The sequence below is a fragment of the Scytonema sp. UIC 10036 genome (genome assembly GCF_009725235.1).
In genome coordinates, this window is record NZ_WJFC01000293.1 from 1 (window position 1) to 12,714 (window position 12,714).

Sequence of the window (12,714 nt, forward strand, 5' to 3'; positions counted from 1 at the left end):
ACCCCCTACTCCCTACCGCCTATCCCCTATTCAATGTTTCTGAGTTTTCATATATCGATATATAGCTGCAATGTTACGAGCATCATCAATTCCCCGATGGTGTGTTCCTTGCAATTCTATACCTAGATGTTGAAGTGCTTTTGCCATGCCAAAGCCTTTAGAAACACCAAGATATTCTGAAAATTCCTTTTTTATATTTCTGTGTTCTGAACCAAAAGGATAGGGAACTTGATGAAACTCGCAATCCTGGAGAAACTGTTTTTTATCATAGTTTCCCCATGAGCAAAAAATATGTCTGGAAAATTGCTCTATCCATTCTTTAAACTGAGAAATAACTTCAGGAAATGTAGAAGCTTTGTCAACATCTTGCTGGCGAATCGTTGTTAATTCAGTACAAAATTTTGTCAGTTGCTGATGTCTTATAGGTTTGACAAATTGCTGAAACTCTGAATCTATTTCCCATGTGGCGCTGTTGAGCATGACTGCACCAATTTCAATAATTTCCATCTCCTCGCTGGGAATAACGCCATCATCAGAACAAGTTGCTTCTAAATCGACTATTAAAAAATAACTGGCTCGATTAGTTGTCATAGGATTCATTCGATTGAAAAGGTTTAATCCAGCCAAAGTGGAAGGCAGTATCGATCGCAAATGCAGCTAATCCAAACCACAATATACTCTCAATGCCCATGATAATAAAAGGCACAACACTGCTAGAACACGAAAGCCCAATGTCTAATTGAGTTAAGCCTCTTACCAAGCCAAACGCTAACACACCTCCAGACTTCAGTTGGAAATTTTTATCTGAACGTATAATGTAGCGATAAGTTACACCAAACAGCAAGCCACAAAAAGCAGCAATACCAGCGCTAATTAACCAACGCAAATCCTGCGTATTCAAGGACAAAGTACTGAGTATATTAAAGTACTTTGTAAGGAGTAAGCTATTAACCAAAGTCGTTATGAAAAAAGCGATCGCAAGGCACAAACAACCGAGTAACCCAGCTTTTAAGGATTCGATGCGTTCTGCCATCAGTTGAGGATCTAATACTTTGTTCACCGTTTTCGTTCTATTATGAATGGGGGGCATTGCACTTCGATCGTAAAGCTTTGAGGCACAAACTTCAGTTCAGTCCATGGTTCCAGTATTATTAAGATTGAAGTTGTTTCGTAAATTTGTTTAAAAGTACCGCTATGGACATTTTGACACTAGGTTGGGTTTCTCTACTGGTTGTTTTCACTTGGTCAATTGCAATGGTAGTTTGGGGTCGCAACGGACTCTAAGGGAATCGTGGAAAGTCCATTTCTGAGTATTTTGGCTTTAGTTGCTGCGGTACTGCTTGTTACAGTTACCGGAGGCATTGGCTATTTGACACTGGCAAGTTGGCGCGATCGCCGTTTGCAAGAAGAAGAAAAACGCGAATTACGACGCTCTGCTCCTAATCCTAAAAAGCGGAAATGAATCTTTTGCTTTGAGGGGACACTAGATCTGTTTTCTTGGTTTGATTGTGTCTTACCGGGGACAAGGTTTAAAGCTCAGATCCCCGACTTCTTTAAGAAGTCGGGGATCTAGTTTGAATTAGAGCAATTTTAATGAACCGCAGAGGACGCACCAGATCGCAGAGGGAAGAAAGAGAGAGTTTGATTTAACTGGATTAACAGATTTGGAGAAATATTAAACTGAGAGCGGGGGTGGAAACCGAATTTCTGAATGAAACGCCTCGATATTTTCCTTGCGATAAATTGGTAAAGCATATTCTAGGTTCTCATGGGGACGGGCGATCGTGTGATAGGAAAGTACCTCGCCGCCATTAACTCGCGGAACTGCCTTTAATCCTGCAGCAACAGCAACATTGACCTCACCTATTTCTCCCCGTATCAATACTGTAATGCGTCCTAAATCGGTATTTTCGTAGCCTACGAGAGTTACACGAGCCGCTTTACACATTGCGTCTGCTGCTTCCAACGCTGTAGGAACACCATAGACTTCAATCATTCCAAGTGCAAGTGTCATAGTTTAATTACGTAGAAATAAAAATAAAAAAGGTAATTTTTTTTCTGAATTGGTTTTTTCTCATGTATTTACAGCAGTATATTATGAGACAATTCATTTTTGTCTCCCTTTTCTCTGTTAATAAATATTATGAGCGAGGTCAACGCCAATTATGATGAACCGTGGAAAGAAGCATTAGGAGAATACTTCGAGCCTTTTTTGCGGTTCTTTTTCCCTAAAGTTCATAGTTTGATAGATTGGAGCAAACAGCCGAAATCACTTGACAAAGAACTCCAACAGATTACCGCATCATCTGATTCAGGTTTACGGATTGTGGATAAATTATTTCAAGTGTGGCGATCTGACAATCGAGAAACTTGGATATTAGTTCATATCGAGGTCCAAAGCCAAGAAGAGTCAGAATTCGCCAAACGGATGTATATTTATAATTACAGAGCCTTCGATCTGTACGAGCAGCCCGTGATTAGCCTCGCAGTATTGGGAGACGAGCGCAACAATTGGCGACCCTCATCATATGGTTATAATTTAGGTGGTTGTGAAGTCAGCCTAAAGTTTCCGATTGCTAAACTGTTAGATTATGAAGCGCAGTGGCAAGATTTAGAGAAAAGCAAAAACCCTTTTGCAGTCATTGTCATGGCTCACTTAAAAACCAAAGCGACCACAGGGAACTCACAACAAAGAGAACAGTGGAAGTGGAGTTTAGTACGCGGACTATATGAGCGAGGTTTTGAGAGAAAAGATATTATCAAACTCTTTCAAGCAATTGACTCTATGATGACTTTACCACAAGAGTTACAGCAAAGCTTTGAAGAAAGATTAAATCGTTACGAGGAGTCAAGAAAAATGCCTTTACTTAGCAATATGGAATTGAGAGGAATCGAGAAAGGTGCTGTACAAAATGCTCGTGAGTCAGTGATGACAGTGTTGCGGCTGCGACTAACAGAGGTATCACCTGAATTAATAGACAAATTAAATAACATCTCTGATTTGTCAGTGTTGAAACAACTTTTGGAAGCTGCTGTTACCGTCAATTCCCTTGGAGAATTTCAGCAATCGTTAGAGAGAATAACTCGTCCAGATACAGAAAACTAGAAACCTCCTAACCACCGACGTTTACATTACATTTAGCAGAACACTGAACCCAAGAACTTACAGTTCCTGGAATTTTTATTAATAAAGAGAACAATGGAAGTGGAGTTTAGTACGCGGACTATATGAGCGGAGTTTCAATCGAGAGGATATTATCAACCTCTTCCAGACAATTGACTCTATGATGACTTTACCTAAAGAATTACAGCAAAGTTTTAACGCAAAACTTAGACGTTACGAGGAGGAGAGAACAATGCCGTTACTTAGTAATATGGAATTGAGAGGAATCGAAAAGGGAATCAAGCAAGGTGCTGTACAAATTGCTCGTGAGTCGGTGATGACAGTTTTGCGTCTGCGACTAACAGAGCTATCACCTGAATTAATAGACAAGTTAAATAACATTTCAGATTTGTCAGTGTTAAAACAACTTTTAGAACCAGCTGTTACCGTCAATTCTCTCGAAGAATTTCAGCAATTGTTAGAGAGAATAACTCGTCCAGATACAGGAAACTAAAAGCCTGTTCACCACCTGAGTTTATACTTAGCAGAACACTGAACCCAAGAACTTACAGTTCCTGGGATTTTTATTAACAAAGAGAACAATGGAAGTGGAGTTTAGTACGCGGACTATATGAGCGGGGTTTTGAGCGCAAAGATATTCTCAAACTCTTCCAAGCGGTGGATAGGATGATGGCTTTACCACAAGAGTTACAGCAAAGCTTTGAAGAAAGATTAAATCATTACGAGGAGAAAAGAAAAATGCCTTTACTTAGCAATATGGAATTGAGAGGAATCAAAAAGGGAATCGAGCAGGGAATTGAGCGAGGTGCTGTACAAATTGCTCGTGAGTCGGTGATGACAGTGTTGGGTCTGCGGCTAACAGAGGTATCACCTGAATTAATAGACAAATTAAATAACATCTCTGATTTGTCAGTGTTGAAACAATTTTTGGAAGCTGCTGTTACCGTCAATTCCCTCGCAGAATTTCAGCAATTATTAGAGAGAATAACTCGCCCAGAAGCAGGAAACTAAAAGAAAAATACCCTTACTTAGTACTGCATTTCATAAACTCGGAGCGTAATATGTCATGCTGAGCGGAACACGATCGCGCTTTGTTCGAGAGCAGGCTCCTTGAAGCGAAGCATCTAGAGTTCTTCATTTTGCTTCACTCTACTCATCAATAACATAGGTAACGCTCCGAATTTGTGCAATTCTATACTTAGCAATATGGAGTTGAGAAGAATTGAAAAGCGGTTTATATTTCTAGCGATTGAGAAAAGAAATCAGACGCCTCCCAAGTAAGGGAGACTATGAAGCTAATAACTATTTTTAGCTTAACAATTGCTTGCGTAGGAGAATAAGGTTGCTTTCCACAGCTTTCGTGTCAGGGTGTTCTGCTCCCAGCACTTTTAAGCGGATTTGCAGCGCTTGGTTGTACAGTGGTTCGGCTTGATCGTATCTTCCTTGGGAATCGTACAACCCAGCTAAGTTGTTGAGACTACGAGCAGTGTCGGGGTGTTCTGCTCCCAGCACTCGAAGATAGATTTGCAGCGCTTGTTTCAGCAGTGGTTCGGCTTTGCCGTACTGACCCTTGTTCAACAGCGAAATGCCAAGATTATTTAACCTCAGAGCAGCACCAGCAGTTTCTTCAAAATTACCAATTTGAACATGGGCATTGTGGCGTTCTGCAAACTCATCTGCCGTGTCATATTCTCCCACTTTTCGACAAAGATGCGTCAAGGCTTGCAGCAGTTGCAAGGTTTGGGGATGGCTGGGACCAAAACTGATTTCTGCTGCATCTAGAGCTAGCTGATATTGTTCGTAAGCTTTTTGGTATTTGTGCTGTCCCATCCCTTGGTAAATATCTCCTAAAAACGTTTGACAAGAGATAGCCAGGGGATGCTCATCACTGGCAACATTTTTAGCAATTTCCATCGCCTCTTGGCACAGCTTTTCCGCTACATCTAGATTATTGTTGTAAGCATTCAACCAAGCAGCAGTATATTTCCATTGCGCTAGTTGCAAGGGTTGAGTACTTGGATCGGACTGAAGTATTTGCAAAGCGCGTTGACTTAGATTCGCCGCTTCTCGGTAATCACCTTGACTTGCAGCAACTTCAGCTTGGCGGTTCAGTACCTCAGCTACCGCTAACTCATTTGCGCCTAGTTGGGTAGTGCGTATGCGTAGCGCTTTTTGAACTGCGTTGCTAGCATCAAAAGTGCGCTCTAGCTTCAAGTAAACACCAGCGAGTTCCAACTCCACCGTCGCAGCGTCAAGACTATCACCCTGCTGCAAAGCGATCCATTGCGATCGCGCTATCTCCAAATCTTTCACCGCTCGATCGTAGTCACCCATCGCAACGAGGGACTTACCCAGCAGTGACCAAGCCAAAGCGGTTGTGGCGTGGACATTTTGTTCGCCCTTCAACAAAAATTGCAACATGGGAGCAACAGCCTGGTGTCTACCCAACTTCTGCTGCACCGCCACCTGCTCTAAAAACCAGCTAATTGCCTGTTGTGGTTGCTGACTCTCCAACCCGTGATGAAGTGCCTCTCCCAGTGCCGTCAACTGTATTTCTGGATTTTGGTATTCTCTCTGATAATGCTCAAACAACCAGCTATTTACTGCTTGTTTCAAGTCTTCTGGCTGGTTCTCCTGCAAGTGCTGTCGCATTATTGGGTGCAAACGCCATCCCGATCCCGCTTGCTCAACATAGGGCGATGCCAGTACTTTGTCAAAGCGATCGCGCCAATTCTCCAAGTGAAACTGCTCCATCAAACTGACAAACAGCACTTTATCCCAAGTACGGCAGTTAGAAAGGACTTGCCACATCCGCCGTTCATCTGGTTCCCAAGCTGCATCTCGTTGGCGTAGAACCTCGTTCAGATTCCGGGCAAAGTCTGCAACCTTTGGCTGGCGCTGCTTTTTGATGTCTTGCCACGTCTCCACCCCCAGCTGTAAGTACAAAGGAATGCCGCCAGATGCTTGAATAATAATTTGACGAATTTGGGGATCGTCGATCCCAAATTTTTCTTTCAGAACCGCTTGACATTCGTCATCGGTTAACGGGATTATAGGAATATTGTGGGTATCTTGTGTCAAATTGAGCGGTTGCTCGGAGAATATTACCCACAGCACATTGGGATTTCGCTGTGTTACCATCTCCTCCAACCAAGTACATCGTAAGGATTTATCCAGCAAATATTCATAGCCATCTACCAGAATCATCGCTTTTCGCTTAGAAGCAGGGAGATTAGAGCGTTGTAGATATTCGTGCAAATCATTCAGCAGAAAAATCGGCAGTTGCTGCAAAACTTCCTTATTTCTTGTACAGTTGCCCATTTCCTGTAGGCGATCGCGACACTTGCTTCGCCTATACCATTCCCAATGTTCTGGGTTAGATAACAGCATACAGAACCAAGCAAGTTTTGCCAGTGGTTCAATTCCAGGTATAGGCAGCTTTTTAAATTCTTCCAGAAAACCGTTAATTAACTCAGCAGCGTTGTCACCAATCTCAGCATACCCCATTCGTTTAGAAAACTCAGCCGAGTTTGCTGGTAGATTGCTTTCCACACGCTTCATATAGCTAAAGTAGGCTAGATCGAAGCAAGTCAAATTATTTTTAGCTGGGCTAAAATGCTTTCGCAGTTGAATTACTGCTGTTTTTAGAGCATTCCAAAAATTTTCCCCAATCTCCTCTCCATCCAATAAGGCACACAGACATTGCGACTTCCAAGATTCAAATATCGAGTCACATAAATCCTTCTTGCCAATCCCAGAACGTCCATAGAAAACTAGTATATTTTGTGGCTTCTTGCCTAGATTGGTAAGCGATAGCTCCACCTGTTTTTGATAAATATCCTGAGAACCCATAATTGACTTCTACGAATAAATACTGAGAATATAATTAAATATTTACCATAAAAAATACTGAAACCCGGAGCATCAAACCTCAAATACTCAATTTTGCACAAGTCATGCCTTGACGGAAAGTTCGCTATTGACAAGACGCAAGCAATGTAGAATTGAGAGGAATTAAAAAGGGAATAGAGCAAGGAGCTTGTGATATAGCAATTCCTTTATCATTCCTAAAATTCTCTGTTCTCTCTTTTCTTAGCGACGGACACTCTCCTCAACTGGTGGGAACCCCCGCACGGAGGTGTCCTCCTCTTGGCGTCTTGGCGGTTGATAATTCTGACTTATCAAATAGGATTGCTAGATGTTCAAAAACGTAATTCAAAATATCTACGGCTTTTTAAAACTATCTATAAACAACATTTTCCCGTGGAATCTTATGGGTAATAATATTGAAAATATATATAATTTTCTACAAATAACAAATTCCATTGCCACTTCAGGACAGCCAACGAAGGAACAATTTTTGGCAATCAAACAAGCAGGATATGAATTAGTTGTAAATTTGGCACTACCAGAATCTACTAACGCTTTACCTGATGAAAAACAAATTGTGGAATCTCAAGATATGGATTATGTACACATTCCTGTAGTTTGGGAAAAACCCACTATTGAAAATGTGAAAGAGTTTTTTAGCGTTATGGAAGCAAATGCTGACAAAAAAGTATTCGTTCACTGCGCTGCTAACATGAGAGTTTCAGCATTCATATATCTTTATCGCTATCTTTATACAGGTATAACTGAGGAAGAGGCAAAGCAAGATTTACACAAAATTTGGGTTCCTAATGAAACCTGGCAGAAATTTATCGAACAGGTTATTAAAAATGATAGATAAATGCCTTTGATAATTACTCCCTTTCCGCCATAAGATTACCGATCTTCTTCTCCTCTTTCCTCTGTGTCCTCTGCGCCTAGTAAGGTTCATTTAATTAAGTATTCTTCTAGCGCGGGAAGGGAGTAAGAGGACAACAGCGCCAAATTCTTAGGAGCTAGAGCAATATAGTCAAAATATAGTTAGGTGTAAGTTTTTATATTAGGTTAGCGATCGCGCTTGTCATGAGTCTGTAAATGTTGGGTTTCGTTTGTCTGTAAATGTTGGGTTTCGTTCCTCAACCCAACCTACTTAATGCAGGAATTTTGGATTTGTTTAATCCAAAATCCACGCATCTAAAATCTAAAATTCCTTACAACTGTTTCACTTCACTAACCAACTTCGACACCATGTCTTTAGCACTACCGAAAAGCATCGTAGTTTTATCCTTGTAGAATAACTCATTATCCACACCGGCAAAACCAGCACTCATCCCGCGCTTGATCACGATCGCGTGCTTTGCCCTATCCACCTCTAAAATCGGCATTCCATAGATAGGACTATTTTTATCACTTTGTGCAGCGGGGTTAACCACATCATTTGCCCCAATCACCAACGCTACATCTGTTTGATCGAACTGGGGATTGATGTCATCCATATCATGAAGTTGCTCGTAAGGCACATTCGCCTCTGCCAACAACACGTTCATATGTCCGGGCATTCTACCAGCTACAGGGTGAATCGCGTACTTCACATCAACACCCATACGATCTAGTTGATCGGCTAACTCGCGAACGCTATGCTGTGCTTGCGCTACTGCCATTCCATAACCGGGAACAATCACGACGGAACGAGCATAACCCAACATCATCGCGCCTTCTTCTGGATCTATGCTGCGGACAGTTTTATCAGTTGTCGCCGTACCACCAGCAGTCCCAGCACCAGTTGCTCCACCCGTTCCAAACGCATCAAACAATACGCTGACGAGAGAACGGTTCATCGCCTTACACATAATTTCGGTAAGGATAATACCAGATGCTCCCACCAATGCACCAGAAATGATGAGCATATTGTTCATCACCACAAATCCCGCCGCCGCCGCAGCTAATCCTGAAAATGAGTTCAATAATGAAATCACCACAGGCATATCGCCACCACCAATGGGAATGACGAACATCACACCCAATACCAGGGAAACGAAAACAATTCCTAAGAATACGGGTAAGTTATGTGGTGCGACTAGCATAACGGCGCTACCAGCCAGATACGCTAACAGGAGTAAAGCGTTAAAAGGTTTTTGGAAGGGAAATGTAATTGGAGCACCACTCATAATGCCTTGCAGTTTTGCAAAGGCGATCGCGCTACCTGTAAAGGTGACACCACCAATTAACACATCCAGAAGCATGGAGATGTTGGCATCAAGGGTGACTCCACCATTTGTGTTTAACAACCGCCAAAACTCCGCAACGGCGACGAGGGCTGAAGCCGCACCTCCCAAACCGTTTAGCAAACCCACCATTTGGGGCATATCCGTCATTTGGACTTTGTAAGCTGCGATCGCACCCAATACCGATCCAATTGCCAAGCCCAACAAAATCATTTCATAGTTCAACACGTGCCGATCCAGCAGTGTTGCCACAATTGCCAGAAGCATACCCACTGCTGCAACAACATTACCTTGCCGTGCTGTTGCGGGCGAACCCAACTTTTTCAAGCCCAGAATGAATAAAGATGCAGCGACTAAATACGCAAGCTGAATCCCTGTAGGAAGAAAATTGCTCATAATTGCTAATTGCTAATTGCTAGTTGCTAATTGCTAATTGCTAGTTGCTAATTGCTAATTGCTAATAGTTAATTACCAGTCTTCCATTAGCCATTAGCCATTAGCCATTAGCCATTAGCCTTCTTCTTAAACATTTGCAGCATCCGATCTGTGACTAGGAAACCACCCACTACGTTTACGGTTGCTAGTACAACGGCAATCAAACCAAGAATGACTGAAAGATTCCACTCTTTTGCACCGGAAGCGACTATCGCACCAAGAACTGCGATTCCAGAAATCGCGTTTGAACCTGACATCAGGGGAGTGTGGAGAGTTGGGGGTACTTTGTTAATGACTTCAAATCCGGTAAAAGATGCCAAAACAAAGACAAACAAAGCTGCAATTAATGCTTCTGACATTGATAAATTCCTTTTTGATTGAGGGTTAGTGGTTAGTGGTTAGTGGTTAGTGGTTAGTGGTTAGTGGTGATTAGTTAGTTGCTACTAACGACTAACAACTAACCACTATCAACCATCCACTAACTATTAGCCATTGCCAACGCTTTTAAAGCATCGCTGACTCGCTGGTTGCGAATTTCACCTGCATGGGTAATGCACGCTGCGTCAATAATGTCGTCAGCAAAATTCACCTGTAGGGCGTTGTCTTTAATCAGAAGTTGCATCAACGATGCTATGTTCTTGGAGTACAATTGGCTGGAGTGGACTGGCATGGATGATGGTAAGTTGATAGGACCAATAATGGTAATGCCATTCCATATAATGTCTTTGCCCGGATCGGTACAAGCACAGTTACCACCTTGTTCGGCTGCAATATCTACAACCACTGAACCTGGTTTCATCTGCGCCACCATTTCTTCAGTTACCAGAAGTGGTGCTTTTTTACCTGGTACTTGAGCTGTGGTAATCACAACATCAGCGTTTTTGACGTGTTCGGCTACAACTTCTTGAGTTCGCTGTTTGCTGGCTTCTGAGATTTCTTTAGCGTAGCCTCCAGCCGCAGTTGTTTCTTCTTCTAGCTTGATTTCAACAAATTTTGCCCCTAAACTTTGTACTTCTTCTTTGACTGCAGGGCGGATATCAAAAGCTTCTACGATCGCTCCCAAACGTCTTGCTGTTGCGATCGCTTGCAATCCCGCTACACCAGCGCCCATGACAAAGACTTTTGCAGGAGCAATGGTTCCTGCTGCAGTTGTCAGCATGGGAAAATATTTTGGCAATGCTGCTGCACCAATCAAAACAGCTTTATAACCTGCTATTGATGCTTGCGACGATAAAGCATCCATACTTTGCGCTCTTGTAGTGCGGGGAATCATCTCCATACTGAGAGCAGTAATTTTGCGTTCTGCAAGTTGCTGTGCTGTCAATGGATTGCCTAACGGATTCAGAAAGCTGATGAGTACAGCCCCTTCTCCAAGCAAATCAATTTCAGAACGTCCGTTTTCTCTTTCCTGTGGTGGGCTGACTTTGACCAAAATATCTGCTTCACCCCACAATGTAGCGGTATCTAATATAACCTTAGCTCCTGCTGCTTCATACGCAGCATCAGAAAAGAACGCCCGCTCACCTGCACCTGCTTCTACCCACACCTCCAAACCTTGTTTTACCAATTTAGCAACGGTGTCAGGAATTAAGGCAACTCGACGCTCACAAACTTCTATCTCTTTAGCAACAGCTATTCTCATGCAATCTCCTTGCGAATAAATACTTATCTCTTCTGCCAGTTCTGAAAATTTTCCGATGAGGCAACAAGCGCGTCTATGGTGCATGAGCGTTGGCTCTGGTGCAATTGGCTAGCTAGTATAACTTAACCTTCGCGAACGCACTCTTCAATTTACGAGCTCTTAAGGTAAGGCAGAGAGCAGAGGGTATGAGGCAGAAGGAGAGAAAAAGTTTTAAATTATGCCCCTTTGCCTTCTGACGAGCGCACTTCTACCTTACACAATCTAATTTCACCTTACCCTTCACACTTTCTTGAGTCCTCTATTGCCCATCCTAGTTTGATCCCCAAATTTTGCCTCATTGTCTTCAACTTCTTTTAGGGATTGAAAAATTTTGTTTTCTTTTTTTTACATACCGCAATACTAATCAAATTCTTCTCAACGAAGTTATTAGCAAAAATCGAAAAAACTTTTGCTTTAAGTAAAAGTCATTTTACTCAATCTAATCCAAGTTAAATCTTAATGTCTTTAATAACTGACTGAATTTTTATAACAAAATTAATATATTTTGATATAATTTTATATATTTAGTAACATAATCAAATAAAAACAGTATTTTTACCAAAAACAACAAAAGTTTTCACTTAAAGTATAAAATTAATTAGATAAAAGGGAGAATAACCATAAATATACGGAAAAGGCACATTTCCCATTAATGTTACGTCCATTGTTGATAATCAGTAGTAAAGTTTAGTTACAGTGTTGTGTAGCCGTTAGCAGTTAGTCATTCCGATCCACTACTCACCACTGTACGGGTGCAAGGCCGCCGCGCCCCTACTAACAACTAACCACCAACCAATAACCAAAAGAAATTTTCTGCCTTAGGAGCTTGACCATGCGACGTTTACTATCAACTTTAGCCATAACTAGCTGTTTGCTGGCAAGTGTTCCAGCGATCGCGTTAGCGGAAGGCTTACCCGGATTCACACTATTTAGTGGTGTCAAAGGTGAAAACCAACTACCCTTCCGATTAGATTTTGGCGGACAAACCAATGGCTGGGATCGCTATCGGTTAAAAATCCCCAATAAAAAGCTCAAAAGAGCGGTTGCACAATTTGTCATCAGTTATCCCAATTACTACAAAGGAACATTCGATCCCAAGAAGATGGAAATTCGGGTCAAAGGTAAAGCAGTTCCCCTTTCTGAAGTCAAGTGGGACAAAGAAAATCACGTAATTACAATGTATCCCGAAGAGCCAGTACCAGCAGGTAGCAATGTGGAATTGATTCTCTCTAACGTAAAAAACCCTGCATCGGGTGGAATGTTTTACTTCAATTGCCTCATTCAATCCTCTGGAGATGTACCGCTCTCCCAGTACCTAGGAACGTGGATTCTCAGCATCAGCTAGGGAGCAGGCAGTAGGGAATAGGGAATTATTTTTAACC

General features: G+C 42.1%; 14 protein-coding genes. 7 read left to right on the forward strand and 7 right to left on the reverse strand.

What is annotated here, in order from left to right; translation table 11 throughout:
• Positions 1-30: 30 nt before the first annotated feature.
• Both F7734_RS57225 and F7734_RS57230 read right to left on the reverse strand, forming a co-directional pair.
• Complete coding sequence (locus F7734_RS57225) at positions 31-591, reverse strand: 3'-5' exonuclease (RefSeq protein WP_155753042.1); 561 nt, start codon at positions 589-591, stop codon at positions 31-33.
• Positions 581-1,060 carry a hypothetical protein gene (locus F7734_RS57230; protein ID WP_347566464.1) on the reverse strand — a complete coding sequence of 160 codons (480 nt, stop codon included), beginning with the start codon at positions 1,058-1,060 and terminating at the stop codon, positions 581-583. Before F7734_RS57230 ends, F7734_RS57225 begins: the two co-directional genes overlap by 11 nt.
• A 134-nt stretch (positions 1,061-1,194) precedes the next feature.
• Between F7734_RS57230 and petN the strand changes: the two genes are divergently transcribed.
• Both petN and F7734_RS57240 read left to right on the forward strand, forming a co-directional pair.
• Positions 1,195-1,284, forward strand: a complete 90-nt coding sequence (petN, locus tag F7734_RS57235; protein WP_072040835.1) for a cytochrome b6-f complex subunit PetN — start codon at positions 1,195-1,197, stop codon at positions 1,282-1,284.
• A 7-nt stretch (positions 1,285-1,291) separates the two neighbouring features.
• Positions 1,292-1,462: a hypothetical protein gene (locus F7734_RS57240; protein WP_155753044.1), complete on the forward strand. Its 171-nt coding sequence runs from the start codon at positions 1,292-1,294 to the stop codon at positions 1,460-1,462.
• A 213-nt stretch (positions 1,463-1,675) separates the two neighbouring features.
• Here F7734_RS57240 and F7734_RS57245 read toward each other — a convergent pair whose 3' ends face one another.
• The gene (locus F7734_RS57245) at positions 1,676-2,014 is read right to left on the reverse strand and encodes a carbon dioxide-concentrating mechanism protein CcmK (protein WP_155753045.1); all 339 of its coding nucleotides are present in this window, start codon (positions 2,012-2,014) and stop codon (positions 1,676-1,678) included.
• A 129-nt stretch (positions 2,015-2,143) separates the two neighbouring features.
• On the opposite strand from F7734_RS57245, the gene F7734_RS57250 reads away from it, so the two are divergent.
• From F7734_RS57250 to F7734_RS57260, 3 genes are all read left to right on the forward strand, one after another.
• Positions 2,144-3,106: a hypothetical protein gene (locus F7734_RS57250; protein WP_155753046.1), complete on the forward strand. Its 963-nt coding sequence runs from the start codon at positions 2,144-2,146 to the stop codon at positions 3,104-3,106.
• Positions 3,107-3,356: 250 nt separating this feature from the next.
• Entirely contained in the window at positions 3,357-3,617 is a 261-nt protein-coding gene (locus tag F7734_RS62730) for a hypothetical protein (RefSeq protein WP_207714458.1), read from the forward strand.
• Between the two features lie 173 nt (positions 3,618-3,790).
• The gene (locus F7734_RS57260; RefSeq protein WP_207714459.1) at positions 3,791-4,135 is read left to right on the forward strand and encodes a hypothetical protein; all 345 of its coding nucleotides are present in this window, start codon (positions 3,791-3,793) and stop codon (positions 4,133-4,135) included.
• Positions 4,136-4,432: 297 nt separating this feature from the next.
• Here the strand turns inward: F7734_RS57260 and F7734_RS57265 are convergent, their stop codons facing one another.
• On the reverse strand, positions 4,433-6,976 hold the full coding sequence (locus F7734_RS57265; RefSeq protein ID WP_155753047.1) for a tetratricopeptide repeat protein: 2,544 nt from the start codon (positions 6,974-6,976) through the stop codon (positions 4,433-4,435).
• Positions 6,977-7,397: 421 nt separating this feature from the next.
• Between F7734_RS57265 and F7734_RS57270 the strand changes: the two genes are divergently transcribed.
• A complete protein-coding gene (locus F7734_RS57270; RefSeq protein WP_155753051.1) occupies positions 7,398-7,853 on the forward strand; it encodes a protein tyrosine phosphatase family protein in 456 nt (151 codons plus the stop codon).
• A 349-nt stretch (positions 7,854-8,202) separates the two neighbouring features.
• Here F7734_RS57270 and F7734_RS57275 read toward each other — a convergent pair whose 3' ends face one another.
• The 3 genes from F7734_RS57275 to F7734_RS57285 form a co-directional block, all read right to left on the reverse strand.
• Complete coding sequence (locus tag F7734_RS57275; protein ID WP_155753048.1) at positions 8,203-9,612, reverse strand: NAD(P)(+) transhydrogenase (Re/Si-specific) subunit beta; 1,410 nt, start codon at positions 9,610-9,612, stop codon at positions 8,203-8,205.
• A 107-nt stretch (positions 9,613-9,719) separates the two neighbouring features.
• Positions 9,720-10,010 carry an NAD(P) transhydrogenase subunit alpha gene (locus F7734_RS57280; protein WP_155753049.1) on the reverse strand — a complete coding sequence of 97 codons (291 nt, stop codon included), beginning with the start codon at positions 10,008-10,010 and terminating at the stop codon, positions 9,720-9,722.
• Between the two features lie 119 nt (positions 10,011-10,129).
• Positions 10,130-11,293, reverse strand: coding sequence for a Re/Si-specific NAD(P)(+) transhydrogenase subunit alpha (locus F7734_RS57285; protein WP_155753052.1), 1,164 nt, complete (start codon positions 11,291-11,293; stop codon positions 10,130-10,132).
• A gap of 871 nt (positions 11,294-12,164) precedes the next feature.
• On the opposite strand from F7734_RS57285, the gene F7734_RS57290 reads away from it, so the two are divergent.
• Positions 12,165-12,677, forward strand: a complete 513-nt coding sequence (locus F7734_RS57290; RefSeq protein WP_155753050.1) for a DUF2808 domain-containing protein — start codon at positions 12,165-12,167, stop codon at positions 12,675-12,677.
• Positions 12,678-12,714 lie beyond the last annotated feature (37 nt).

Excerpts from the sequence above, each read along its gene's own strand:
- F7734_RS57225 (WP_155753042.1), bottom strand. The coding sequence starts at position 591 with ATGACAACTAATCGAGCCAGTTATTTTTTAATAGTCGATTTAGAAGCA.
- petN (WP_072040835.1), top strand. The coding sequence starts at position 1,195 with ATGGACATTTTGACACTAGGTTGGGTTTCTCTACTGGTTGTTTTCACT.
- F7734_RS57245 (WP_155753045.1), bottom strand. The coding sequence starts at position 2,014 with ATGACACTTGCACTTGGAATGATTGAAGTCTATGGTGTTCCTACAGCG.
- F7734_RS57250 (WP_155753046.1), top strand. The coding sequence starts at position 2,144 with ATGAGCGAGGTCAACGCCAATTATGATGAACCGTGGAAAGAAGCATTA.
- F7734_RS62730 (WP_207714458.1), top strand. The coding sequence starts at position 3,357 with ATGCCGTTACTTAGTAATATGGAATTGAGAGGAATCGAAAAGGGAATC.
- F7734_RS57260 (WP_207714459.1), top strand. The coding sequence starts at position 3,791 with ATGATGGCTTTACCACAAGAGTTACAGCAAAGCTTTGAAGAAAGATTA.
- F7734_RS57265 (WP_155753047.1), bottom strand. The coding sequence starts at position 6,976 with ATGGGTTCTCAGGATATTTATCAAAAACAGGTGGAGCTATCGCTTACC.
- F7734_RS57270 (WP_155753051.1), top strand. The coding sequence starts at position 7,398 with ATGGGTAATAATATTGAAAATATATATAATTTTCTACAAATAACAAAT.
- F7734_RS57275 (WP_155753048.1), bottom strand. The coding sequence starts at position 9,612 with ATGAGCAATTTTCTTCCTACAGGGATTCAGCTTGCGTATTTAGTCGCT.
- F7734_RS57280 (WP_155753049.1), bottom strand. The coding sequence starts at position 10,010 with ATGTCAGAAGCATTAATTGCAGCTTTGTTTGTCTTTGTTTTGGCATCT.
- F7734_RS57285 (WP_155753052.1), bottom strand. The coding sequence starts at position 11,293 with ATGAGAATAGCTGTTGCTAAAGAGATAGAAGTTTGTGAGCGTCGAGTT.
- F7734_RS57290 (WP_155753050.1), top strand. The coding sequence starts at position 12,165 with ATGCGACGTTTACTATCAACTTTAGCCATAACTAGCTGTTTGCTGGCA.